At 68.0% G+C, this 24,480-nt stretch carries 27 protein-coding genes; 15 read left to right on the top strand and 12 right to left on the bottom strand.

All coding sequences use genetic code 11. From position 1 onward, the window contains the following. Window positions 1–5 precede the first annotated feature (5 nt). The 7 genes from folE (at window position 6) to HFP15_RS16915 (ending at window position 5,641) form a co-directional block, all read left to right on the top strand. Complete coding sequence (folE, locus tag HFP15_RS16945; protein ID WP_168516615.1) at window positions 6–632, top strand: GTP cyclohydrolase I; 627 nt, start codon at window positions 6–8, stop codon at window positions 630–632. Continuing rightward, on the top strand, window positions 632–1,447 hold the full coding sequence (locus HFP15_RS16940; RefSeq protein ID WP_168516613.1) for a hypothetical protein: 816 nt from the start codon (window positions 632–634) through the stop codon (window positions 1,445–1,447). The genes folE and HFP15_RS16940 overlap by 1 nt, the downstream gene beginning before the upstream one ends. Next, the gene (locus tag HFP15_RS16935) at window positions 1,447–2,514 is read left to right on the top strand and encodes a nucleoside phosphorylase-I family protein (RefSeq protein WP_210717360.1); all 1,068 of its coding nucleotides are present in this window, start codon (window positions 1,447–1,449) and stop codon (window positions 2,512–2,514) included. The genes HFP15_RS16940 and HFP15_RS16935 overlap by 1 nt, the downstream gene beginning before the upstream one ends. Window positions 2,515–2,534: 20 nt before the next feature. After that, window positions 2,535–3,230: a dTMP kinase gene (locus HFP15_RS16930; RefSeq protein WP_168516611.1), complete on the top strand. Its 696-nt coding sequence runs from the start codon at window positions 2,535–2,537 to the stop codon at window positions 3,228–3,230. Between the two features lie 31 nt (window positions 3,231–3,261). Then, entirely contained in the window at window positions 3,262–4,182 is a 921-nt protein-coding gene (locus HFP15_RS16925) for a DUF2797 domain-containing protein (protein ID WP_168516609.1), read from the top strand. A 71-nt stretch (window positions 4,183–4,253) separates the two neighbouring features. Continuing rightward, window positions 4,254–5,093 (top strand): class I SAM-dependent methyltransferase, encoded by an 840-nt coding sequence (locus HFP15_RS16920; protein WP_168516607.1) that lies wholly within the window; start codon window positions 4,254–4,256, stop codon window positions 5,091–5,093. Continuing rightward, window positions 5,090–5,641 (top strand): NUDIX hydrolase, encoded by a 552-nt coding sequence (locus HFP15_RS16915; RefSeq protein ID WP_168516605.1) that lies wholly within the window; start codon window positions 5,090–5,092, stop codon window positions 5,639–5,641. The genes HFP15_RS16920 and HFP15_RS16915 overlap by 4 nt, the downstream gene beginning before the upstream one ends. Window positions 5,642–5,661: 20 nt before the next feature. Here HFP15_RS16915 and HFP15_RS16910 read toward each other — a convergent pair whose 3' ends face one another. Beyond that, a complete protein-coding gene (locus tag HFP15_RS16910) occupies window positions 5,662–6,177 on the bottom strand; it encodes an NUDIX domain-containing protein (protein ID WP_312871623.1) in 516 nt (171 codons plus the stop codon). 433 nt (window positions 6,178–6,610) lie between these two features. Here HFP15_RS16910 and HFP15_RS16905 point away from each other — a divergent pair, with 433 nt between their 5' ends. Then, window positions 6,611–7,435 (top strand): SAM-dependent methyltransferase, encoded by an 825-nt coding sequence (locus HFP15_RS16905; protein WP_168516601.1) that lies wholly within the window; start codon window positions 6,611–6,613, stop codon window positions 7,433–7,435. Window positions 7,436–8,071: 636 nt separating this feature from the next. On the opposite strand, the gene HFP15_RS16900 is transcribed toward HFP15_RS16905, so the two are convergent. From HFP15_RS16900 to HFP15_RS16850, 11 genes are all read right to left on the bottom strand, one after another. Beyond that, a complete protein-coding gene (locus tag HFP15_RS16900) occupies window positions 8,072–8,266 on the bottom strand; it encodes a hypothetical protein (RefSeq protein WP_168516599.1) in 195 nt (64 codons plus the stop codon). A gap of 87 nt (window positions 8,267–8,353) precedes the next feature. Then, window positions 8,354–9,241 (bottom strand): S1 family peptidase, encoded by an 888-nt coding sequence (locus HFP15_RS16895; RefSeq protein ID WP_168516597.1) that lies wholly within the window; start codon window positions 9,239–9,241, stop codon window positions 8,354–8,356. A gap of 133 nt (window positions 9,242–9,374) precedes the next feature. After that, window positions 9,375–9,842, bottom strand: a complete 468-nt coding sequence (locus HFP15_RS16890; protein ID WP_168516595.1) for a hypothetical protein — start codon at window positions 9,840–9,842, stop codon at window positions 9,375–9,377. Between the two features lie 960 nt (window positions 9,843–10,802). Then, window positions 10,803–11,453, bottom strand: a complete 651-nt coding sequence (locus HFP15_RS16885) for an HAD family hydrolase (protein ID WP_168516593.1) — start codon at window positions 11,451–11,453, stop codon at window positions 10,803–10,805. Then, window positions 11,447–12,058, bottom strand: a complete 612-nt coding sequence (locus tag HFP15_RS16880) for a hypothetical protein (RefSeq protein WP_168516591.1) — start codon at window positions 12,056–12,058, stop codon at window positions 11,447–11,449. Before HFP15_RS16880 ends, HFP15_RS16885 begins: the two co-directional genes overlap by 7 nt. After that, window positions 12,055–12,312: a hypothetical protein gene (locus HFP15_RS16875; protein WP_168516589.1), complete on the bottom strand. Its 258-nt coding sequence runs from the start codon at window positions 12,310–12,312 to the stop codon at window positions 12,055–12,057. The genes HFP15_RS16880 and HFP15_RS16875 overlap by 4 nt, the downstream gene beginning before the upstream one ends. Window positions 12,313–12,377: 65 nt before the next feature. Further along, on the bottom strand, window positions 12,378–13,505 hold the full coding sequence (locus HFP15_RS16870; protein ID WP_168516587.1) for a hypothetical protein: 1,128 nt from the start codon (window positions 13,503–13,505) through the stop codon (window positions 12,378–12,380). A gap of 886 nt (window positions 13,506–14,391) precedes the next feature. Further along, window positions 14,392–15,102, bottom strand: coding sequence for an SDR family NAD(P)-dependent oxidoreductase (locus tag HFP15_RS16865; RefSeq protein ID WP_168516585.1), 711 nt, complete (start codon window positions 15,100–15,102; stop codon window positions 14,392–14,394). Between the two features lies 1 nt (window position 15,103). Further along, on the bottom strand, window positions 15,104–16,480 hold the full coding sequence (locus HFP15_RS16860) for a helix-turn-helix domain-containing protein (protein WP_168516583.1): 1,377 nt from the start codon (window positions 16,478–16,480) through the stop codon (window positions 15,104–15,106). Between the two features lie 210 nt (window positions 16,481–16,690). Beyond that, window positions 16,691–17,059 carry a DUF397 domain-containing protein gene (locus tag HFP15_RS16855; RefSeq protein ID WP_168516581.1) on the bottom strand — a complete coding sequence of 123 codons (369 nt, stop codon included), beginning with the start codon at window positions 17,057–17,059 and terminating at the stop codon, window positions 16,691–16,693. Then, window positions 17,056–17,946 (bottom strand): helix-turn-helix domain-containing protein, encoded by an 891-nt coding sequence (locus HFP15_RS16850; protein ID WP_168516579.1) that lies wholly within the window; start codon window positions 17,944–17,946, stop codon window positions 17,056–17,058. Before HFP15_RS16850 ends, HFP15_RS16855 begins: the two co-directional genes overlap by 4 nt. A gap of 878 nt (window positions 17,947–18,824) precedes the next feature. On the opposite strand from HFP15_RS16850, the gene HFP15_RS16845 reads away from it, so the two are divergent. The 7 genes from HFP15_RS16845 (at window position 18,825) to HFP15_RS16815 (ending at window position 24,261) form a co-directional block, all read left to right on the top strand. Further along, window positions 18,825–19,058 carry a hypothetical protein gene (locus HFP15_RS16845; protein WP_168516577.1) on the top strand — a complete coding sequence of 78 codons (234 nt, stop codon included), beginning with the start codon at window positions 18,825–18,827 and terminating at the stop codon, window positions 19,056–19,058. Between the two features lie 265 nt (window positions 19,059–19,323). Then, a complete protein-coding gene (locus HFP15_RS16840) occupies window positions 19,324–19,881 on the top strand; it encodes a hypothetical protein (RefSeq protein ID WP_168516575.1) in 558 nt (185 codons plus the stop codon). Beyond that, the gene (locus tag HFP15_RS16835) at window positions 19,881–20,375 is read left to right on the top strand and encodes a hypothetical protein (RefSeq protein WP_210717359.1); all 495 of its coding nucleotides are present in this window, start codon (window positions 19,881–19,883) and stop codon (window positions 20,373–20,375) included. Before HFP15_RS16840 ends, HFP15_RS16835 begins: the two co-directional genes overlap by 1 nt. Continuing rightward, complete coding sequence (locus tag HFP15_RS16830) at window positions 20,372–20,662, top strand: hypothetical protein (protein WP_168516571.1); 291 nt, start codon at window positions 20,372–20,374, stop codon at window positions 20,660–20,662. Before HFP15_RS16835 ends, HFP15_RS16830 begins: the two co-directional genes overlap by 4 nt. Beyond that, window positions 20,659–21,225 carry a DUF6624 domain-containing protein gene (locus tag HFP15_RS16825; protein ID WP_168516569.1) on the top strand — a complete coding sequence of 189 codons (567 nt, stop codon included), beginning with the start codon at window positions 20,659–20,661 and terminating at the stop codon, window positions 21,223–21,225. Before HFP15_RS16830 ends, HFP15_RS16825 begins: the two co-directional genes overlap by 4 nt. Continuing rightward, window positions 21,222–21,464 (top strand): class III extradiol ring-cleavage dioxygenase family protein, encoded by a 243-nt coding sequence (locus HFP15_RS16820; RefSeq protein ID WP_009155753.1) that lies wholly within the window; start codon window positions 21,222–21,224, stop codon window positions 21,462–21,464. The genes HFP15_RS16825 and HFP15_RS16820 overlap by 4 nt, the downstream gene beginning before the upstream one ends. Window positions 21,465–21,939: 475 nt before the next feature. Beyond that, window positions 21,940–24,261, top strand: a complete 2,322-nt coding sequence (locus HFP15_RS16815; protein ID WP_168516567.1) for an XRE family transcriptional regulator — start codon at window positions 21,940–21,942, stop codon at window positions 24,259–24,261. Window positions 24,262–24,480: the final 219 nt, after the last annotated feature.

The raw sequence follows: 24,480 nt of genomic DNA, 5'->3' as shown, positions 1-24,480 counted from the left end.
AGTCCGTGACCAACACCCTCGACAGGCTGGCTTCCAGCGACAGCCAGGATCTGGTGTCGCCGGGACCGGTCGACACCGAGCGCGTTGCCGATCTTGTCGGCCAGCTCCTCGCCGCAATCGGCGAGGAGCCCGGACGGGACGGCCTGTCGGACACGCCAGCCAGGGTCGCCGCGTGGTGGAGCGACTTCTTTTCTCCGGACCCGTCGGCCGCACCGACCTGCTTCACCGAGCAGCACCTGAGCGGCCAGCTGGTCGTGATCGGCGGTATGAGCGTCTGGTCGCTATGCGAGCACCATCTGCTGCCCATGAACCTGGACGTCGCCATCGGTTACGTACCGGACGGCAAGGTGATGGGCCTGTCGAAGTTCGGCCGTATCGCACAGCAGTGCGCCGGTCGTCTTCAGGTGCAGGAGCGCTTCACCCGGCAGGTAGCCGACGAGATCGCCGTCGTGATCGGCAGTACCGACGTGGCCGTCGCGGTCCGCGGTACGCACCTGTGCATGAGCGCGCGGGGCGTGCGGATGGAGGCAGCTCGTACCACCACACTGCAGGCCCGCGGCCGATTCGAGAGCGATCCTGTGCTCTCCCAACAATTCCTCACCCTCGCCACGGACAGGTGGAGGGTCGCCTGATGGCCAAGAGCATCGCCTTCTCCGCGATCGCCCCGCCCGACTACCTGGACGATTTCGTCGCGCAGGAGCCCGCCAGCGTCCACCACGTGGCGGCCCAGCGTGTTCTGACCGACGCTGCCTACCGCGCGTTCTTCCACCGCGAGGCGCAGCGGGGCGCGGAGACCATTGTCGACAACGGGGTCTTCGATCTCGGCCGCGCCCTGCCGGCCGCCGACCTGATCGCGGCGGCCCGCATCGTCGACGCCCGCGAGATCATCCTCCCGGACGTCATGCGCGACGGGCTCGCCACCATCAAGGCCAGCGACGAAGCCGCCCGCGAGATCCTCGACCTCAGCGACGAGTTCCGCCTGTGCGTCGTGCTGCACGCGGCAGACGATCACGAGTGGCTGCGCTGCTACGACTACTTCGCTTCCAGCGACTACGTCGGAGCGATCGCGCTACCGGCCTCCCGGCGCCCTGCGCCCGAAGACCAGCTCTGCCGCACCCGCTGGGCGGCCACCCGGTACCTGGAAGACCGCGGCATGATCGAGAACAGCATCGTCTATCGGCTGCTCGGCCTCGGCCGCACCGGGCACCTGGAACTCGTCGAACAGCGCGAGCACGAATGGATCGCCTCGGCCGACGGCGCCGCCCCGGTCATCCTCGGCGCGATGGGCATCGCGATGCTGCCCGGCGGCCCCTACGAGAAGCCCAAAACTCCTCGGATCGAGGACATGGGCCCCATCCCCGAGGAACGGTTCGACCTGATCCGACGCAACATCGCCGTCGTCCGCGAGGCGGCCGGCAGCAGCGTCCGTATCCCGGAGGCGGCCTGATGAGCCTCCTCGCCAACACAATCCCGACCGCGGGAGCCAGCTCGGCGTTGCAGACGTCCCCCATCGCGGTGGACGGGCACACGATGGCCCCGGACCGCCTTCTGCGCTACCTCCAGATCAAGGTGCACCACCTGATCCAGGACCACGACTGGGACAGCATTCACGTCGTCGGCAGTTACGACCGCCAAGCGGTGATCTCAACGCACGAGAAGACCGGCAAGCTGTTCAACTTCGAGCGCCCCACTGCCGAGGCCCAAGGCCGCGCCCTCATCGTCAAGGCATTCCCCGGTGCCGACTACGTCCACCACTACGCACTGATCATCGCCACGTACTTGTCCATGACGGGAAAACCGGCCGACACGGTCACCTACGAGTTGCCCGACCCGACGTTGTCCCGCGAAGCGGTGGGGAAGCTCGACCTCGAACTTGACGGCGACCTCGTGATCGTCGGTTGGGGCCTGGCGCACCTCGCCCCGTCGGACGGTGTGTGGAACCACGGGCACGGCTACGCTTGGCAACGCACAGAGATCCACGGCCGCCGGGTGGTCTACCTCGGTTTCCTGCACAGCATCTGGGGCGACGTCGCCGGGCGCGTGGTCACGCGCCTGGCGGGGCTCGGTGCCCGCGACGTCGTCTACGTCGGCAAAGTCGGCGCCCTGAACCCAGACATCGAGCCCAACACGCTACTTGCCACCGGAAACACAAGTCTCGTGGGCGGAAGCCTCGTGACGTGGCCCGACTTCTTCGGCGACTTCGCCACCGCCCAACCAGGCGTGCACACCGGCCTCCACGTCACGTCACCCTCGATCCTGCTGGAGAACCGGGACTGGCTGACCGAGCACGCCGAGCACGCCTTCGTTGATCCAGAGATCGGCCCCATGGGGGTGGCAGCACGCGATGCCGGGATTGGTTTCGGCTATCTGCATGTCATTTCCAACAACCTCGCTCGCCATTACGCCGCGGACTTGTCCAACGAGCGTCACCGCGACGTTGTCCGGCGACGCACTGTCCTAATCAGACAGATCCAAGACATCATCGCCAACCGACTGGCCACCCGGCCGATCTGAACCCCTTGGAGGAGAACCACATGACGAACGCGGCACCTTTCCTCGACCCCACGCGCGGACGGGAGATCACGGTCGTCGGCATCGACGGCGCGGGCAAGTCAACCCTCGCCACCCGCCTGCACCAAGCGCTCAACGACGCCGGCCACGAAGCGATCCTGATCGGCAAGCACAGCACCGAAGTCCCGATGGACGCCGAGTTGTCCGCCTACGTCGATCGGCTCAACGCATTGGTCTATCGCCGCGACGCGCGCGTCGCCCAGGCGTGCGGCGATCACTACTGGCTGCTGGCGTTGGCCGCCTGGTACACCCTCCAGGACAAACTCGTCATCCAGCCCGCTCTCGCCGCCGGAACACACGTGATCCTCGACAACGCCCACCACAAGATCCTCGCTCGCTACGCGGTGAATCCCGACGTCTCCACCAGCCTGGCCGAGCAGGTCTTCGCCCACCTCACCGAACCCGACCTGGTGTTCTTCCTGCGCATCAGCGCCCGCGACGCGCTCGCCCGCAAGGGCGAGTTCAGCTCCCTGGAAACCGGCCACTCCGGCGGCGCGGACGAGGACTTCATCCGCTACCAGGACGCCGTTCTCGCGAAGCTGCGCGAGCACGAGCAGCGCGGCGGGTGGCTGTCGATGGACGTGACCGACATGGACCGCGACGCGGTCTTCAAGACCGCCGCCGACGCGCTCGCCGACCGCCTCCAGCTCGCCATCTGACCCCGCCCACAGTCATCACGAGGAACGCACCATGCCAGCGACCCGACCAACCGACGGCGAGTACGTGTGCCACGGCATCACCTGGGCGACAGGAGATCCCCGGCTGCTGCTGGCCCCGCTGCCCGACGGGCCGCTGGTCTACGCCGAGATCATGAACCAGCGACTCGGTTTTGCTGTCGGTACCGGCCGGTGGTGCACCGGCCGGTACCGGTTCGCCGACACGGTGCGCGTCGAGGCCCTCGCGTGTCCCGACCGCGCGCCGGCCGAGCAGGGCGACCAGTGCGCCCGGTGCTTGCGCCAGGACGAGTTCCGCTTCGCCCACCAGTTCCACCAGGACGGCAACGTCCCTGCGGCCCTGCGCCAGTACATGGACCAACCACACTGGCTCTACCTCGCGACCTTCGCCGACGGTGCCACCAAGGTCGGCACCGCAGCCGAACCACGCAAGCAATCCCGCCTCGACGAACAAGGCGCCCTGATCGCGACCTATCTGACCAAGAGCGCCGACGGCCGCGCCGTACGCCATCTCGAAGACGCCATCACCCGCAGTCTTCAGGTGCCCCAGACCATCCGGGCCTCGACCAAGCTCAAGGCGCTGGCCACCCTGACCGACCTGTCCACCGCGAGCGCGACCCACGACCGGCACGTCTCCCGCGCCGCTGACGCGCTCGCCGCGATGAACACTCCGGCAAAGCTGGAGACGTGGACTCCTCCTGCCGAAGGCGACCGAATGCGCGTCGCCAACGGTGTACGGATGCTGTATCCACACGATCTGCGCGACGGTGAGCACGGCTTCACCGTCGTCTCGTGCGTCGGCACCCAGGTGCTGGCCGTCCTGGACGGTGACGACGAGGTGGACTACGTGCTCGACCTCGGCACCCTCAAGGGTCGCCGCATCACGCTCGGCCCGTTCACCTCGCCCGCCGCCGCCTTCCAGAACTCCCTCTTCTAACCGACCCCGGCTGGCTCCTCGCGTCCGTCCGCCACGAGCCTGGCCTGCACCCCTGAAGCGAGGTACCCGCGATGGCACCCCTGGACGCCCTTCTCGGCTGGGACGAGGACACCACCGCAGAGGCGTACGCCGCCTTCACCCGTGCCTTCCCCATGTATTCGGCCACCAGCCGGGACCTTGCCCGCCGCGCCGATCTCACCGACAGTCGGCTGGTGGTCGACCTCTGCGGCGGAGCCGGCGCGACCGCGGAGGCAATCCTCGAACTCGTCCCGATCGACGCCCAGGTCATCTCCCTGGACAATGCCGCTGCCATGCAGCGCGTTGGCCGACGCACCCTGGTCGACCCGCGCCTGACCTGGGTCACCGCACCAGCCGAAGATCTGGCTGACCACGTTCCCGGCGCGGCGGACGCCGTAGTGTGCAACTCCGCGATCTGGAAGACCGACGTGCCACAGGTGTTCGCCGCCGTCCACCAGGTCCTACGACCCGGCGGCCGGTTCGTGTTCAACGTCGGCGGCGGCTTTGCCGGCGTCCGCCACCCCGACGAGACCAACGTGCGCACCGGACCCTCGCTGAACACTTTGATCGGTCAGGTCGCGGCCCGTGACTACGGCTACGCCCCGCCTCCAGCCGCCGAGCCAGCTCCGAAGCTGCCGCTGGACACGATCGCCGACCACCTGTCGGTCGCCGGACTGACCGTGCTCGACACCGAGGTCGTCGCCCAGCGCGGCACGATGGCCGAGAAGAAGGCGTGGTTGTCGATTCCGGTCTTCGCTCGACCCGACGGGGACTTCACCCACGCTCAGCGGATGGACATCCTCGACAAGGCGTACTCGCTGACCACGCCTGACGCGCCTACCGTGACGAGCTGGCTCGTGGTGGTCGCACAGCGCCCCATGGAACAACGTTGACCGCCCCGCCACCGACCAGTAGCCACGGCAGCGGGACCAAGTACTGCGACCACGCTGCCGTCGGCGTACTCATCTCCTCACCGGACGGGCTCCTGGTCTTCGAACGCGCGAGGCCCCCTGCGGGCATCGCACCGGTCGCCGGTCATGTCGACCAGCACGGAGGCCCCGAGCAAGCCGCCCGCATTGAGGTCGCCGAGGAAGTCGGCCTGACCGTCACCTCACTTGACCTGCTGCTGACCGCATGGCGGCCCAACCACTGCCGCCGACCGACCAGCGACCACGTGGGCCATCAGTGGTGGATCTACCGGGCCCAGACGTCAGGACCGATCCGACCTTCTGCCCAAGAGGTGCGCGCGCCCCGATGGCTACACCAAGATCAGCTCCAGCAGTACGCGCACCGCACCGCGGCCTACGCCGAAGGGCAGCTGAGCGAGGAGCAGTTCACCGCGAAGCCCGGCTTGGAGCCGGTATGGGTTCGATTTCTGCACGAACTCCAACTCGTGAGGCTGCCCGACGACATCCTGAGTCTGATCGACAAGGTCCTCTGAGCGTGCACCGGCACGGGGCCTCAGTGCGCCCCTACAACGTTCCCAGCTGCCAATCGGCGCACGTATGCGCGGATACGTTCGCGGTCCTCGGGGAACACGCTCTCCCACGTCTCGTCCAGGTCGACCCACTTCGACGGCTGCCCAGTCTCCCCGCCGAGCGGAACATCACGGCCGACGACGGCGCCGTAGGACAGGCTCAGCGTTGGCGCCCAGTCGGCACGGAAGGAGCGGACAGCCACTGCGGCCGGCACAGGCAGCAGCTCGCCCGCTACACCGGCCTCCTCCACGAGTTCACGAGCCGCAGCCGCCCGCGGCGTCTCGCCCGGCTCGACTTTGCCGCCAGGCGGCACCCATCCACGGACGCGGTGCCGTACCAGCAAGACGTGGCTGTAGGCCGGATCGGTGACCCAGACCTCGGCCGCGAGCGGCTCCATCAGCGTCTGATGGGCGCGCAGCCACGCCTGGGCGTCATCGAACTCCATCGCGGCAAGGCGAGCATCGGCGACCGCCGCTTCCACGGTCAACTGGTCAATCACCTGACCCAGCCTAAGCCCACGTCGCAGCCGCCACGGACATTGCAGAGAGCACCGCCCGCCGTGTCCGAGCCCACTCATGAACGCTCTGCAGGCTGGATGCCCCCGAATGATGGAATCGTCGGCGTCGAGTCACCATGTTCATGCAGGTCAAGCCAGGTAACACCTCATTCACACGCGATCCGACCGCCAGCCTACGGCGACCACGATGCAGCGGCTCGCCGCCGCGGAGATCCGGGCGATGACGCGCACCGGTCTGCCGTCATGGGCGTCGCCGATCCCGGTCCCACCCTCAGCCTGAACGGGGACACCCGGGCCGCAGCGCCCGTTCGCTCCGCTCCAGCGGCGCACGGGTGCCATATCCGCACGCGAAGTTACAGTGTCAGTGGGTTCGTTCGAGCCGGGGTGAACGAGCCCGCCCTCGGGGAGGCCAGTTATGGCGCACATCACCAGCACACACCCGTGGTGTCCCTCGCTGGACACCACCCGGGCTGGGGTAGCCCGGGTGCGGGACGCGGCACTGGGCGGCAAGGACAACTACGCCATCGACCGGGAACTGCTGGCCGAACTCGAACACGCCGCCCCCGGCTTTCGTGATCTCGTGCGGGCCGAGCGTGCCTGGCACACCCGCGCGGTGCGCTACCTCGCCGCCAGCGGTTTCGACCAGTTCCTCGACTGCGGCGTCGGACTGCCCGCTCCGATCGACAACACGCACGAGATCGCCCAGCGCCACGATCCCGAAGCCCGGGTGGTCTACGCCGACGCCGACTGCATCGCGGTGGCTCACGGCCGTGCCCTGTTGCAGGACAACGACCGCGTACTGGTCGTCCAGACCGATTACACCTACCCCGAAGAACTCTTGCCCGCCGCGGGCGCCCTGCTCGACTTCAGCCGGCCGATCGCGGTATTGCTGACCGATACCCTGCACCACGTCGACGACGACGCCCATCCCGACAAGCTCATGGCCACCTACCGCGACGCCCTCGCCCCCGGCTCCGCCGTCGCGGTCAGCCACTGGTTCGACCCCGAAATCGGCGCGGGGCACGACGCTGCCCGCGCTCTCGAAACCGCGTGGCAAACCCGCTGTCCCGGCTCCGGCCGCTATCGCACCCGGACGGAGATCGACGCTCTCCTTGACGGCCTGCAACTTCTGCCCCCCGGCTTGGTGGCGCTCGACGACTGGTGGCCAGACGGCCCTGCCCTGACCACACCGGCAGCGACCCGCGCGCTCGGACTGGCCGCGATCGCCACCAAGCCCTGACTGACCTCGAGAGTGGCTTGCAACCTCCGTTGACACGCGGACGGCCGGCGGATTAGCAAGCCGGGTGGCATGCGGCGCAGAGCTGAGCCTCCGGAGGGATGGGTGCGTCGACGAGGCCGACGCGTCCGCATCGGGTCAAAGCGGCGGTGTGGTCGCCGGCTTTGGCTGGCACTGGTCTGTCGGCGATGACGTGCACGAGGTGGGGCGTGTTGTACCCGATGCACGACTGACCGGGTCGGGCCGTCGCGAGTGGCTGTGCCCTCGGCTGGAGTGGCAGGTCGGGGTCGAACGTCGGCCAGATCGGCGGCTCTTCGTCGATCGGGGAATCTGCGTGGCTGGTGGGTGGTGGTCGTAGCTGGTGGACGGTGGCCAGTTCCGCCGTGTCGGCGCGCGCCGGGTGACTCCGCGCGGTGTTCGCGGTCGTGCCGGAGGAGGGCCCGGTGCGTTTTCTGCGGCCGGGTGGACGGATCTGGACCCCGGCGCTGACCAGGAGCGCACGGACGGTCTTGACGGACATCCTGTAGCTGCGGGCAAGCCCCTGCAGGGACGCCCCGGCCTCGTAGCGCACGGTCAGTCCCGGTGGCGGCAGTTGCATGCCAGGGCGCCGGGCAGCGGCGCTGGCGGCCCGGCTGCCGGTCACCGGCCCGGAATGCCGGTATCGGGGACGCGGGCGGAGGCGAAGTGCAGGAAGGGGTCCTCCTGGCTGATCGGGAAGCTGCCCCCGGCGACCCAGTCGTACGTGCGGGCGGTGTTGGGGTCTTCGAACCGGAGGAAGTTCGGCGTCGGCCATCGCGGGGCGGCGGTCGGTGGGCTGCTGAGGGGGTGGTTCATGGGCGTCGGTGTCCCGAAGGCGAGGTCCGGTAGGCCCCGGGGGTGCCGCGCGCCGCGAGAACGACGCGCGGCACCCCCGGGCGTGGGTCAGGTGGCGTTGCCGGTGCGGGCGACGTGGTAGATCCAGTCCCGGAAGTCCGGCGAGCTGGTGTAGACATCCGGCGCGGTGCCGCAGAACTCGGTCGCGGCGCGGCTGGCGCCGCCGACGAGCTGCTGCACGCCGTTGATCGTGGCCAGGGCGGGCCCGCCGGAGTCTCCGTAGCAGCTGCCGTCCGTGCCCGAGGGATTGTCGGTGCACAGCTCGCCGACGGACAGGGCCGCGTCCGCGCAGCGGGAGGGCGCGGTGACGCGGGTGTCGAGCTGTTGCAGGTGCAGCGGCAGGTCGGCGCTGGTGCTGTCGGGCTCGGTCACGCCCCAGCCGTAGAGGCTGATCTTGCTGCCCCGACGGGCGGTGTCGCGCGCCAGCTGGACGGTCGGTTGCTGGAGCAGGTGGTCGAGCTTGAGCATGGCGATGTCCGAGACCGTGTTCTTGGGCGCGCCTTGGGCCCAGTTCCATTCGGGGTGGACCACGATCTTGGTCACAGTCGCGGTTTCTCCGCCGGAGAGCCGATCGAGACTGCCGACCCGGACGTGAAACGACTTGTCCGCGGTCGGGATCGGCGCCGCGTCGGAGGCGAATCGCCGGGCCGTGGACCCGTTGGCCGCGCCTGCTGGCGGATCGGTGACGCAGTGCGCGGCGGTGACCACCCAGCCCCGGAACACCAACGCCCCGCCGCAGGTGTGGTAGTTGACGTACTTGGTGCCGTGCGCGGGCGCGTCGTATTGCAGTGAGGTGATACCGGCCGGCGCGCTCGTGGCTGGGTGCCCGCCGACGATCATCGGTTCGACCGGAGGCGGAGTATCGGCTACTGCTGCGGTCACCGGGGCGGTCAGCGCGGCGGCGATGCTCACCGTGACGGCTGCTGTGAAGGACATGATCTTTTTGCTCACGAAGGCTGTTTTCCCATCTGAAAGAAAAGAACGGTTTGTCCACAATGGATTCGTTGCGGTCCAGGCAGATCGGTGGCCCGCGGCCTGGATGGCTGAACGGCATCGGCGGCCGGCCCAGCTACTCGACGATGTCTTCGCGTTCGGTCACCGCGTGCAGGGCGGGTTTGTCGTGTCCCGGCATGCCGGTTCGGCAGGGCTCACTGGGATTGTCGTTGCTGCCGCACGGGCCGAAGATCAGGCAATGGGAGATCTCGTTGGGGTGGAGCGTGCGCGCATGGTGCTCCAGCAGGACGAGCACGGCGGGGAAGACGCCGGTGTGCAGGCCGATGATGAGCGGTGTGCTGCGGTGACGAGCGCAGCCAATGATGGTGCCGGACGAGGTGAAGCGGGCGATCCAGTGCTCACGGTCGCGGTAGAGGTCGCATTCGAGTTCGTTCAAGCCGATATCCGCCGCGGGATACCGACGGTTGTCGTCGTTGAGCGCGTCACCGAAACTCGCGGGGTAGTAGAAGTTGGCCACGATGTCCGAGCCGCGATCGAGAATTGTCCAGCCGCGAGAGGAAAACCAAGCGATCAGCGGGTCCACGGTTCCGTCGTCGGCGGGCGGGTGCTCCTGGCGGCCGGTCCCGACGAACGGGTCGAGTACGTCCCGGACACGGGTCAGCATGGTGTCGAATAGGTGGAGCATTCGATGGTGGCCTTCCTTGGGGGGGCGGTGGGCGGTGTTGTGCGTGGCCCGCCAACGGGCGATGGCCTTCGCGACGTCGAGCGGAGAGCCCGTGCGCTATCCGCCGTACGGCAGCGGACACGGTTCGTCGGGGATGAAGCCACGAGCCTCGACCGTCGTGGTAGCGCGGTTAGTGCGGTTCGGGCGGACGTGTCCTGGCCTCAGTGGCGTCGGCGTCGTTCGGTGGCGTGGGACGCGAAGCGTGTCGTAGGTAGGGCCGAGGCCCGGTCCGTGGCCGTGCGGGTGGGGTGCGGACCGGGGGAAGCCGCAGCGTCGGCTGCTCGCGTTCCGGACTGGTAGCCCGGAGGTCGCGGTCGTGTACGGGCCAAGCCGGGGGTGGTGGCTGTTTCTGCTCGGCTTCGACGCGAGCGGCTATTGCCGCGACCGAGTCCGGGCGCTCGTTCCAGCGCCGTCGCCGACGGCGAGCGCGGGCTCGCACGACGAGCACGGCGCCGGCCAACAGCAGCGCGGCCGAAAGGCCGACGAGGAGGGTCGGGCTCATCGTCAGACCGGTCGTTGTGGATCATGGTGCGCCCGTCCGGCTGGCGTCGGCGGGACGGGCGGGAACACGTCCGACTGCGGCGAGGGCGACCTTGTGATCGACCAGCCATGCTCGGTCGCCGTTGGCGACGATCGCCTTCTCCACCCGCGAGATATGCGGATAACACGAGCACAAGCGCGGCAGTTCGTCCCAGTGTCGGTGCTGGCGAATCCGGCAGTGTGGCCCGAAAAACGCAGCTCCGCATCCGCCTCGCGGACGGAAACACTTTCCGCTCCAGTAGTGCCCGCGCATCTCGGGCATCGGAGACACCGTCACGCTCATGCAGGTGCTCCTGCCAGTTCGGCGAGGTGCTCAGCGGCGGCGGCGAGGTCGGGCACCACGGCGACACGCGGGTCGCGGTGAACGTCATCCGGGATGTCGACGTCGCGGGTGTTGACGAGCACGGCTGCCCGGCACCCGGCGGCGAGCGCTCCCCGGACATCTTCGGGCACGCGGTCCCCGAGATGGACGATGTCGCTGACCGGCACCTGGTGCTCGGCGGCGATCGTGGTCCAGCACCGGGGCTGGGGTTTGCGTGCACGCAGCTGGTAGCTGGTGTAGATCCCGGTGAGGTGCTGTCCGCACTGGTCAAGAAGGTCGCCTATTCTGGCGGGTCCGGCGATGCAGGAGACGTTCGACAGCGCCACCACCGGTGCCAGGGCTGCGAGGCGTTCCAATGCGGCCAGCGTGCCGGGGTAGGCGGTGAACCCGCCGGTCGGCCATATCTGCGGCCAGTCGGAGGGGTTGATGAGCAACCGCTCGCGCACCAGTGCGGCGACCTCGTCGGTGAGTTCGGGCACGACGTGCAGGATGTTGCGGTCGATCTCGGCCGCGTTGTCCGGCGCCAGCGCGATGTCCCGCAGCACGTCCGCCGTGCCGGGGCGATCGAACGAGCCGAGGGTGTCGCCTACGTCAGTGGTGATCAGCACGCGGTACCTCGCACTCGACGGCGTGTGGGTACGGCGAGGCGAGCCATCACCGCCGCCGCGATGACACCCAGAAGTTTGTGGAGCCCTTGGTCGAGGTCGGAGAGCGCCGTGCCCGGCCCAGACGTGTCCGGCTCGTAATCGGGCTTGCGCATCACGGTGGCGACCGCGATGAAGGTGTCCTTGTGGTTGACCCGCTTCGCCAGCCACAACAGGAAACGACGACGGTCGATGATCCAATGCGTCCCGAAGTTGATCACCGCACCGGCCAGCCTGGCACGCCACGGCAGGCGCAGGCAGAAAGTGCGTGCGACGGCCTCAGTGATGACCAACTGCCCGGCGGCGTAGGTCAACACATGAGCCGTGGCCGCCCGGCGCCCGACGACACAGGCCGGCACCGGGGTCTCATTCTCACGCGAGACCTCGGATGCGGATTTGCCGTCGCTGGGATACACCAGCTCGTCGCCGTGTAGTCCTTTGAGGACAGCATCTTTGGGACGCTGGAGCCAGCGATCCGCCCATAGATGCGACCCGTGGAACGCGCTGGCGAGTGCCCCGAACAGGGCGACCCGCTCCACGACACTGCCGGGGAGAGCCGCCGTGGTCATTCTGCTTGCTCCTGCGTGCTGCGCGCTTCGTTATCGGAGCGCAGGTAGAACAGCTCGAGATACACGTCCGCGTCTGCGTCGTCGGACTCGCGATCGACGCGGCGGGGCTGGTCGAGATCGACGGCCCACAGCTGAATCCCGGTCTGTACCGGGTCGGCCAGCCATTCGGCGGCACCCGCGAACACCTCCGCGCAGTCGCGGCCCCTGAACGTCGCGCAGTCCACGGCGCCGCGTGCTGGTTGTCGGCGTGGCATACGAACCGAACCTTTCTTCTTCGAGATGGCCCCGCATGAACGTGACCGGCGAGCGTCGGTTCTGCTCAACCGGTACCGGGGAGCGAGGAGGGGATGGACTCGCCGCGGACGTCTGCAGGGGACTGCTCGGCCATGACCGGTGTTCCGGTGGCCAGCAAGAATTGGCGCGCCGCCGCGACCACCGAGTGACGGGCGGGCACGGTGTAGCCACCGGCGCTGGCGCCGAAGCGCAGCCACGGCCCGAGCCGCGCGAGGTACGTCAGCCACAACCGCTCAGCGATCGCGGGAATATCGGCCTGCAACGCACGAGCGGCATGCCAGGAGTTCAGCAGTGGCTCGGGCCAGCCCGCGGCAACGCCCGGTCGCGAAGCCACCACCTGGGCCGCCCGCGAGCACTGCGTCAACATCGCGGTGAACACCTCCGGCGGCGGAAGCTGCCCCTTGACCAACCCGAGATCTGCCACCCATGGCACCACCGGGACCGGATCGCGTACTGAGGAGGCGACCGACGCCAACCGCAGCGCGGTCGGCAGCAGGGCGGACGCTTCACCACGATCCACCGGATCCCGGTTCATCGACCGCGCGAACGCCTCCGGATGCGGAATGCGGGGCAAGGTCTGCCCGACATCCAGCCCGGCCTCGCGAACGGCTGCCAACAGACCCAGGCCGTGCCCGTGCTCCCAGCCCATGCGCATCAAACCCCAGGACGGCGACAGCACACCGGGCACAGCGTCGCCGGACAGCACCAGCGTACGGGCCTGCGGGTCCACCAGCGTCAAACCCAGCGATGGCGCGCACAGAGGTCGCAGCACGTGGATGGCCAGCAGACGCTGCCACCACGGCGCGGCCAATGGGCTGCACACCGCTCCCGGCCGCTCCTGCTCGCGCAGCCTGCGCAACGCCGACGCGAGCCGCGACTCCGCGGCCGGTGCCTCAAGATCCGCAGGCACGATCGGATCGGCCAGGACGACTTCCTTGGCACCGATCTGAGCTGCGTGTCGCAAGCCCCGCGCTACGGCGGCACCCCAGCCGGCCCCCGGCAGCGTCAGTTCAACACGGGAACCCCGCAACCGGGCGTTCTGGAACGCCACGCGCGTCCTCTCGTCCGTCGCGGCACTGGTGTCCACCAGCACGGTGCAGATCGGTCGGGAAAGGTCCGTCGTCAACACCGCCTGCTCGGTGTGCTCGGCCACGAGCGCAACCGTGTCGCCACTGGCGTACGCCGGGAGCACGACCACCAGCGGTGGTGGTTGGTCGTTTCCCGTGAAGGATGGGACGGCGCGACCATCGGCGGGAGGGGGAGTCGTCGTGTCGCCGGATGGTCGTGCCGCCCCGCGCCCCACCTCGTTAGCCGACCCCGGGGGACGGGTCTGGCCAGGGCGAGATGAGGACGTCATTGGCCGGGCTGGAGCCGTCACGACATCTCTCGTTGCGTTGTGCAACGGATTCGGGGATGTGTCGCCACGCCGCCGCTCCCAGCCTCGCCCGCGAGGTAGCCGGAACGCGCAGAGGAACCTCCCCTGCTCGCGCAGAGGGCGATTAAGCGGTGTGAGAAGACGGGACCAGAGTGGGGGAAGCGGGCGACGTCGTCGTTCTCGCGCGTCGCTTGGGCACGCCGCACTCTCTCGCGTTCAAGCCCTAACCGAACAGTCACTCTTCCCCCCTTGGAGTAGGTCGTTTTGGCCCCGCCCGAACGCAGGAGGATAAGTGCAGGATGTCGCCCTGAAGTACCACCGAAGTGCCACAAGAGCGATCACGCACCTCTTCCTGCTCGCTTCGGTTGGGCCTGGCTTCTGTAGTAGCAGGCCGGGTTTGCTCGCTTGGCGTGCTCCGTTGACTAATCGCACGGATAACGAGACTGCGAGCTTTGCGCTTGGCGGGCGGAAGTGGAAGTAGAAAGTCGTAGGACGCTTGTAGGTCGCAGAATTTCCATGCGTCCGGCCAACCCGCGGTCGGACCCAAGCTCGGCTACAGAAAGTAGACTTCGCCTTGGCTGGCTCTGAACCTACACCTTGATGGCGACGTCCACCGAAAAGCTGCTTTGAGCGATTTCAGAAGGAAGACTCTGCTCGCCGAAGCTCACCATTCGAGCGGTTCGCGGTCATAGAAGAGGCCGCCAGATGGGCCATCTTCAGGAAGCGTGGCAAGCCAGACCGGGGTGTCGGCTCCTTGTTGGACAGAACGCGGCGCATTCGGTCCGCCGAGGTCCGTTCTGACCCATCCCGGAGACGCAGCGTTGACGAGAATTCCCGTCCCGCTCAAGCGAGCGGCGAACACGCGAGTCAAGGCATTTATAGCAGCTTTACTGACCCGGTATGCAGGTTCAGTCGCCCGGTTTAGATGATGTAATGACCCGAGGGTGCTGGAGATATTTACGATGCGACCATAATTGTTTGCGGTCATCGCTGGTATCACCGACTCGCACAGTCGCCAAGCGCCCAGTACGTTCACATCCATTACGTTCTTGAATGCTTCGACATCGAGTCGCAGTGCGTCGTGATCCCCGTCAGATATTCCTGCATTGTTCACAAGAATGTCAATTCTTCCGAACATGCGAAGAACAGCTTGGACAGCCTCGCGTACAGAATCGGGCTGGGTGACATCGAGCGTGGTCTCGCAATAGGTGCCCGAGGCAGCGGAATTACCTTCCACTGTGGGCGATTCGGGGCCGTGATTGCGTACGCCCGCGCACACCGATATTCCGCGAGCAGAAAGCTGACGGGCGATTTCCCGTCCGATACCCCTGCTGGCTCCGGTAACGATGGCGACTCGATCTTCAGAAGCAGGCATATCAGCAGGCGATCCGTTGGAACTGTCGATCGAGTTTGTTAATCCGCGGGTCGCCTTTATAGCGATCGAGGGTGGCTCTGCCGACGCGTATCGTCTCGATTGATCGGACTGACTGCGTTTGCGCTGCGAGATCGATCGCTGTGGCGAAATCGCGGCACGCCATGTCGAGTTCGTTGGCATCGGCGTAAGCCTGCCCGCTGCGGGCGTGATAGATCGTTCGGTCGCGAACGTAGTCGCTGCTCATCGTGCTCAGCGCGGAGTCAATCAGGGGCCTCGCGCGTGCGGGCTGGGACAAACTCACCCAGCAGGCGCCAGCTTGGGCGTCCAGTTCGGCGTGGTCGAAGTAGTAGATCCAGTCCGGGGCGTCGGCGGGGGCGGTATCGGCCGCGTCGAGATACCGCTCGGCGAGGTTGAGCTGGTGACCGCAGCCCCTGGCGTCTCCGGCGATGGCGTACGCCCGCGCCTTGCGACTGGCAATCATGGCTCTCAGGCGGGCGTTGCCGCCGCGGCCGAGGAAGTCTGATGCCGTGTCAAGGAGGGAGAGTGCATCGTTCGGATGCCCTTCGAGCATTACTTGGAAGCTCATGCAGGCGAGAACATGTGCGCCGGCTTCGGGAGCGTTCGCCTCGACTGAGGACCGCAGAGCGGTGACGTAGTGCTCTTGGGCAGCGGCGTGTTGTGCGACGTCGAAGTGGAGCCAGCCGCACAGGCGGGCAGCTTCGGTGATGTGGGCGAAAAGGGTCTTGCCGGTTGTTTCGTCGTAGGTGGCGGTGTCTGCGAGGGTCGAGAGCCAGCGAAGCTCGGCGCGGGCCAGGTGTCGAAGATCTGTGCCGCCGAAAACATCGTCCAGGTGGCGGAGTTCGGCAAGTCGGTTTCCCAGGCGGTCGAGGACCTCACGGCTGAGGTATTCCCCTCGCGTCTCAGCCACGAGCGCCGCTGCTCTGGCTGTCGCCATATTGGAGGCCCACTCGGTGGCGACTCCGAGCAGGCTGGCGCCCGAGAGGGCCAGAAAGCCGCGACGATCCACTCGATCTCCTGTCACCCAGCGAAGTACCTTCATGGTCCCGGCGATCGACCATGGCGGCTCGACCACTTGCCCGTGTGTGTTGGTTGCGCACCACACCCAGGATGGCCATCCGCGCTCTGTGACGAGAGTGTGCGGGACGCCCAGCACCGTGGCCAGCACGTGCTGCGATTCGTCGCTGGGCGTCTTCTTGCCCGACTTCCACTTCCATATGAGCTGCCGGTCTGCTCCCGATCGCAGCCCTTGGCGCGCGAGTTCTCCGCGGTAGGAAGAGGCCAACTTTTCCAGCGTCAGCCCGCGTTCGCGCAAGACGACGGCGAGGGGGTGAAGATGGTCATCTTCTGCGGTGGCCATCGCGTCCTCCTTCCGGGTTCCAGCGCGAGTCATGGGCGACGGGACGGTTCGATCGCCTGGTTCAGTTTCGAGTCCTACAAGCGACCTACAACTGGGGTCTGTTGCGATTGCGCCTCGCCGTGTGTGCTGGTGGGTGGTTGGTTATCCGATCTTGGGCGGAATGGTGGTGATGCGAATGGTGTGATCGCGATCGACCACCTCGTGGAGCGGCTATGCCGCTGGTTGGAGTGTGAACTGGCCAGCTGCGGCGCCTTGCGTGAACGCGGTCCACTCGACCACGGTGTAGGTGAGTGCTGTGCCGTCAGCGGCGTGCAGGCGCACGCCACCATCGGTCTGGTGTTCGATGCGTAGTGCGTGGTTGCTGCCAGCGGGTGCCGTGCCGGTGACCTCGGCGAGGAAGCCGGGCCACGCGGCTATGTCGACGGTGAGTACCGGGCCCTCGCCGTGGTCTTTCGTGTCGCGAACCAGGACGGCGGACGTTTCGAAGAGAACTTCGACGCAGCCACCTTGCGAGGGGCTGAAGCTGGACTTGAACCAGCCCGTGCGTGGGCGAGCGGGGTTACGCGGATCTGTGGTCACGCTGCGGCCTCCATTTCGTGGCGGATCTGCTGAATCAGGGTCAGCGAGTCGGCGTCGTTGAGCGCAACCGCGTTGGAGACGTCGTCCAAGCCGAAGACGTCTTCGAAGCTGGCCTTGAACTCGCGGACGACCTGTACTCGGTCGATGAGGTTGCCGGTGATCGCGGTTTCCTGCCAGATCAGGTCCGGCAGCAGCGCGTTGTCGAAGCTCAACAGGCTCAGCGGCCCGCCGGTCAGTGCGTGCGCTCCGGCTTCGTAGTTCACAACTCGCACCCTGACGGTGCTGTTGGGCCGGGTGATCACTTCGGTGAGGTGGTCGAGCTGGCGGCACATGACGGCACGCCCTCCGACCTGTTGGCGCAGAGCGCCTTCGGCGAGCACGACGTCCATCTTCAGGCCCTCGTCGAGCAGGGCCTGGCGAGCCAGCCTGGTTTCCAGCCGGGGGCCGACGTCGACGGCCTTGATGTAGGGGCTGCCCGCGCGGATCGTCGCGCGGGCGTACTCGTTGGTCTGCAGCAGTCCCGCGACGTAGATCGGTGCCCATTCGCGCACCAGACTGGCGCCGGCTTCCAGGCCGAGGAAGCGCAGGAACTCCTCGCTGTACAGCTCGGTGTAGTCGTGCCACCAGTTCCGCTGCTCGGCTTCGACGCGCAGGGTTTCGAGTAGCTCCCGCTCGGCGTCATCGAGTTCGTAGGTCTCGACGAGCTGGGCCAGGTTGTTCGCGGTGACGCGGCGCTTGCCGGCCTCGATGGCGGAGAAGTTGCTCGGCGCGATCCCGACCCGCTTGGCGACCGCGGCGGCCGTGAGGCCCAGGTCGCCGCGAGCGCGACGCAGTCGCACACCCAGCTCCCACGCTCGCAGCGTGCTGGAGGCGTGTTGCTTCGCCAAGGCCCGGTCCTTCCTGCTGCTGGATCACTCGCGGGACATACTCCACGAGATTACTCGCCTCTAGCGATAAGAACACCCGTACGGGCTATATGTCTCAGATAATTATCTGGCTAATCTACCCACCATCGCGTTCATTCCTGTAAGCAGGGATGCATTCTCGAAGGCCGACAGCCCGATGAGGCGCGGCGGTACGCCACGAGCTGCCGCTGTCGCGGAAGGTGGGTGACAAGCATGAGGCGCAACCGACACAGGCTCATGACCCTGCTGACCAGAGCTGGGTGGAAGCCCCTACGAAACGCCGGGATGGTGCCGTGTCGTGATCGCGACGGCCGCCGATCCCACGTCGAGGTTTCGGTTGCGAAGCACGGACCCCAGATCACGATCGCCAGAGGCGGCGTCGTGGTGGTGTTCGATCCACGTGCTGCGGGTCAGCTACGTGCTGCGTTGCGGGACGCCATCGAGTTGCACGCGCGGCTCGATGAATCCGCGCGAGAGGGAATCCCCGCGCCTCGGAGCCATCCGGGAGCGGCACCCACCCCGCATCGCGAGGCACCGGGAGGGCGGCACGCCGCGGAAGCTGCTGGCCGGGTGCCGGTCGTTCTTCGCGACGACGACGAACGCGAGCCCAGCGGCCGTCACGCCCTCCAACCGACGCCGATGGTCATGTCGGAGGCAGCGTGATGGCCGGTCCTCGCGAAGCAGCGGTTCGACAACCCGTCCAAGGGTCGTGGCACGGCGCAGGGGGCCGTGCCACGACCGAGGACACGGTCGTCGACGTGCTCGACATACCCGAGAACCTTGCCCGGCCTGTGGTCGCTGAGCTGGCGTCGGGTTGCCTTCGGGGCCCTGTCTTGCGGCACGGTCCCGGGCGGTGGGCGGTGCTGACCGCGCCACATCGGCGGGCCGATTTCGCGCTGCCGGAGTCCCTGATCGACGCCAAGGTCCGGCTGATGCCGGACGGCGCGCAGCTCACGCCGGGCCCGGGACCTGGCCGCGGCGTGAGGACGCGAGACGACTGGGTCGTGCCTCCTTGTCCGGACCAGCTTCTGCCGCCCTGCAGCATGGTCGTCGCGTTGCTGGAGCGCGTTGTGCAGGCAAGGACGTTGTCGTGAGCCGGCACGCCCTCGACGAAGCTCGTGCGCCTGAGTCGCTGCCCGTTCCGCTCCCGTCGTCCGAGCCGATTGCCGGGCCACCAGGAGATGTCGGTTCCGAGCGCGCTGTGTTGTACGAGCAGGTGCTCGAAGGGCTGCACCGGTGGAACACGGACGCACCGCGCCGCACGATGACGGACTTCCATGACTGGTTCACCCCCGCGATGCCGGTTGGCGAACCAGCGCCCGCGGACGAGGCACCTGGACCGCAGAATGGTGATGCTCGGTGTTGAGCACACATCCGTATCCGGCGGGCGCGTTGACGGAGATGCGCTGTGCCGCGACCGAGTACGCCGCGCACGGCTGGCCGATCTGCCGTGGTGCTCCGGCACCGTCTCCTAGGACGAGCGTCCTCGAGGACCAGTCGTTGCCCGAGGTCGCCGATCTGATGTGCCGAGGCGAGCCCGTGTCTGAGGACGAGGCGTTCGAGGCGTGGACGGATCGGCCGTGGCCCATTCTCCTGCGTCCCGGTGCGATCGGGGTGATCGACCTCGGTCCTGGCGGCAGCGGCGCCGAAGCGGCGCTCCGGAGCGCCGGATGTCTGGGCCCGATCGTGGTCGGGCCGGGCCTTCGCTGGCACCTGATCGTCGACCACGTCGCCGATACCGGAGTTCGAGCGGGTGATCCGCCGCGCTCGGTACGGGAGGGGTGCGTGCTGCTGCCGCCGAGCCAGGTTCCGAGGCAGATCTCGCGCTGGCGGATCACGCCGCAGGAGACCGCATGGTTCGTACCCGACTACGCCAGCGCGCGGGCCGCGCTGAACGGCCAGACACGAAGGGACTGATGGGCATGTCCGTTTCCTGCATGGCGCCCCCGGCATCGGCCGGGGACACAGCGGCGCGGCGATGCGAGTACTACTGGGCCACCTGCGGGCTGCCCGCCCAACTCGCGGACGGCAACCGGATCGCGCTGCGCCTCGGCGGGCTGCTCGGCGCGGTCACGATGCCCGCCGCGCTGGGACGGAAGGTCGCGCCCAGCCTGCGGGTACGGGCCATGCCCGCCCCGGCGCTGGCGCATCCCGGTGGGGAACGGTGGACGTTCCTGAGCGGGCCGGGCAGCGCGACGCTGGAGCACATGGCCGCGCTGGTGCCGTTGGGCGTCAGCGTGGTCGGGGACAACGCCCTGGTGGTGCTGCCGTCGCCGGAGACCGAGGCGCTGGATCTGTGGCGCTGGGTCGACTGGCCCACCCGAGCCGATCTGCCCGCGCAGGCCGCGCTGCTGGCCACCACCCGTGCACTGGCCACTCCGGTGCCGACCGCTCGATCGGAGACGCCATGACGCCCACAACCTCGTTCGATGCCGCCGAACCGACAACCGGGATGAGCTGCCGCGCGGATGGCGCCGGGGTCGACGTCGCGGGCTGGTGGGCGCTGCGCCGGGCCGCGCGCGGAGAGCTGCGTCGCCACGATGGCGAGCTGTTCACCGACGGGGGCCGGGCGGTGCCTGAGTGGATTGCGCAGGCAGGTGAGGAGCTGCTCGCGTCCGGCCATCTCGCCGCCGACGCTGATCGGCCTCTCATGCTGACCGCGTCCGGATCGGCCGCGCTGGCAGGAGGACAGCCGTGAACACGGCGAGCGTCGACCCGGAGCTGGCCGCATTGCGCGGCGAGCTGATCGAGCGTGCCGCCGCCGATCAGCGCGCCCGCGCCGAGCTTGGCTCCGTGGCTCTCACGCCGGAGCAGTGGGAGACCGTTCACCGCGTCGACGAGGACAACGTGCGCTGGTTCGCGCCTATCGTGGCGGTGCACGGCTGGCCCGGCCGCCGGAGCGTCGGTGTCGACGGCGCGCACGCCGCCTGGGTGCTGGCTCAGCACGCGCCCGCGCCGTACCGGGCCTGCTGGCTGCCGAAGCTGCGGGCCGCAGTGGCCAATCGCGACGCTGCGCCGCGCGATCTGGCGTTTCTGGCCGATCGGGTCGCGATCGACCAACAGCGCCCGCAGCGCTATGGCACCCAGTGGCTGCGGCTCGGTGCCGAGGCGGCCGGCCGTCTCTACCCGCTGCACCGTCCGGCCGAGGTCAACCTTGCGCGCGCGGACGTCGGGCTCGACCCGTTGCCGGACTCCGCGATCGAGGCCGCGTACTCCAGCTTCGCCGAGATCACAGCCGCGACCCGAGGAGGTTCACGATGACCAACTTGCAGTGGGGCGTCAGCCCGTACCACCCCGGACGCGCGCACACCGCCCTGCCCGACACCGACGTCTCCGTGTGCACCCGTCACCTGCACGAGGGCCAGCTCGTGCTCGAATCCCTGGGCCCGCGCCGTCCGGCGAACCTGCGGATCTGCCCGGAGTGCGCTGTCGAAACCGTGGCGCTGCTGTACCCGCTTCCAACGCCGCACCGACGTACCTCGTTCGCACAAGCGTCATAACACTCAGTGACGGCAGGTAGTTTTACTCAGTTGCACTGAGTAGTGTTGCGTGTCACAATTAGTCCGAACGGTGTAATCGGTTACCCGGTAGTTGCATCGGTTGGGAAGATGCGGGTATCCAGGGAAGATCGGGTGATCTTCCCGACTCCGGGGAGAGGTCTTGCGACGCGGGGCCGGATGAGCTGGGAAATCTCCCGTGCGCTGTGACTGGTGGCTGTTGCACGGTTTTGACGGTGTGACGGTGGCGAGGCGCCCCCGCGTGGGCGTTGGGTGGTGACTGCCTGTCATCGACAGGTTGGTCACTCCGCGTGTCGGCGCGGGACAAACGAATCTCGGCTGTCGCGGTCGTCGCTCCACTTAGTGAGGCGGACGTCCGATCCGGTCCCCACAGCCTGCGGCCCAGTCCTCGGACGACGCCGCGACGCGCTGCTCCGCCACAAGCGGCTGTAGCGCGTCGATCCATCCAGGGGGAGACGTGGAATTGAGGTCCATCAACGCTTTCGCGGAGGCGGTGCACCGGCTCCGCCGCCAGCGAGGCATGACGATCGACGACATCGCGGCCCAGACCAACTACAGCGCGAGCTACTTGTCGAAGATCCTGCACGGCGCGCGCCCTCTGGCACCGGCTCTGGTCCGCGAAGTCGACCGCGCACTCGGCGCCGACGGCGAGCTGGAACAGCTCGCCCATGAGCAGGACGAGATTCGCCGTCCCCCCGCTCGTCCGATGCAACTGCCACCTGCCGCCGCGGACTTCGTCGGCCGCGAGGACTATCTCCACCGACTCGACGCCGCACTCATTGAGCACGCCCGCCCGGGAGCTGCGGTCACCGCCGTCATCGAGGGCGGCTTCTGGGTCGGCAAGACGTCGCTGGCGTTGCACTGGGCCGCGCGGGTGCAGAACCGCTTCGCCGGTGGCTGCCTGTTCGCCGACATGCGCGGGCTGGCCCCCGGGCGGGCCGTGGACCCCGGCGACGTCCTGGACGGCTTTCTGCACGCCCTCGGCGCAGGTGCCGACGCGTTGCACGGCACGATCGAGGAACGCGCCGCCCGCTACCGCTCGCTGCTGGCCGCGCGTCCGGCCATCGTCGTGCTGGACAACATCGCCAGTTACGAACAGGTCCGGCACCTGCTGCCCGGGGCGGGCAGCGTGGTGGTGCTGACCAGCCGCGAGCACCAGCCCTCCCTGCTGCTGCACAGCGGCGGCCTGCATATCGACCTGCCCCCGCTGTCGCCCGAGGAAGCCCTGACCCTGCTGCGCAGGCGCGCCGGCGAGGCACGTGTCGAGGTCGAGCGCGAGGCCGCCGAGGCGATCGTGCGCCGCTGCGGACGGCTGCCGATGGCGGTGCTCATTGCCGCCGAACGCATCCAGCAGCACCCGCACGACTCGCTGCAGAGCCTGGCCGACCGGCTCGGCAGCGAAACACGGCGCCTGGACGTGTTCACATCCTCAGACCCTTCGATGAACGTCCACGGCGTGATCGACCTGTCCTACCTCGCCCTGTCGCCGCTGCAGCAGCGTGTGTTCCGGCTGGCCGGCATCATCCCCGTCCCGCTGCTAAGCGCCGAAGCGGTCGCCGCCCAGACCGGCCTTGACGTCGGTACCGTCCGTGAAGTGCTGGACGTGCTGCGCCACGCCCACCTGCTCGACGACGCCTACGTCGGCGCCGGACGCCTCTGGATGAACCACCTCCTGCGCGCCTACGCCTATCAGCGCGCCGTCGTCGAAGACTCCCTCGACGAGGTGGCACGGGCCCGCTACCGGCTCCTGCGCTGGTACGTGACAACCGCGTGGAAAGCCAGCAACGCCCTGACCCCGAACTGGGCCGGTTCCGGGCTCACACTCGACCTCGAACTCGACACCGGAACCGGCACCACGACCATTCCGGAGGTCGCCACGCCGTTCGCCCCGGACGACTATCACGGCGCGCTGGCATGGTGTGACACCGAAGTGACCACCGCGCTCGAACTCGCCCGCCACGCCCGGTCCATCGGCGCCGGAGACGCCGCCTGGATGCTTCCGGCCTTCTTTCTTCCCTACTTCTACCTGACCAAGAATTGGAGCACCTGGCTCACCGCGGCCACCGAAGGACTCGCCGCCGCGCAAGCCCTCGACAGCACCCCGGGCATCGCCCGCTGCACCCAGAGCCTCGGCTGGGTCCTGCACGAACTCGGACGCACCGAGGAAGGCATCGACCACCTCCGGCGCGCGGTCGACCTGCAAACCGAGTTGGGCGACGACCGGGGCCGCGCCTGGAGCGAGTTCGGCCTCGCTGCCGCCTACAGCGCCCTCGACCGCCACGACGACGCCAAAGGGGCCTACGAACTGGCCGAGACGCTCTTCGCGCGCGTCGGCCTCGACCTCGGCGTCGCCGTCGCCCGCGCCATGCTCTCCGGAACGCACCAGAACCTGGGCAACACCGAGGACGCCCGCGCACTCGCCGAGGACGCGCTCGCCCGCGCCCTGGCGCTCGCCCCGAAACAACCCGTCGCCAGCCTCGCCCATCACCAAATGGGCTTGGTCCTGCTGCAGCAGCACCAGCCACGAGCTGCGCTGACCCACTTCGACGCGGCCCTGGCCGTCCGCCGCATCGGACACGAACGCTGGGGTCAGGCCGAAACCCTCGTCGCCCGAGGCGAAACGCTGACCAAACTCGGCGACCCCGAAGGAGCGCGCGCTTCCTACCGCGCCGCGGGGGACATCCTCGAATCACTGCAGGACCCGCGTGCACTCGACATTCAAGCCCAGATCGCCACGATCAACGTGTGCCTGAGCACCCGCGACGAGCCCGGCACCTGAGCCACCCAGCCATAAGGCTCTTTCTCCGCCTAGAACCCCAGTAGGGCTTCGGGACACGCCGAGGCCCTACTGATGCGGCGTAGTTCTATCCCGATACGCTCATCCGCGCGAGCATCGAAAGTAACAGCATGTGCCGACACGGGCACGCGATGTCGCCAGTCCCTCGGATAGATGAAAACTGTTTTCGTCTGGACAAAACGAGCACAAAACCAGCACAAA

The sequence above is a fragment of the Amycolatopsis acididurans genome, from assembly GCF_012328925.1.
In the GTDB taxonomy this organism is placed as follows: domain Bacteria; phylum Actinomycetota; class Actinomycetes; order Mycobacteriales; family Pseudonocardiaceae; genus Amycolatopsis_E; species Amycolatopsis_E acididurans.
Note: the sequence above shows the minus strand (reverse complement) of the source record. Positions and strands in the feature narration are given on the sequence as shown.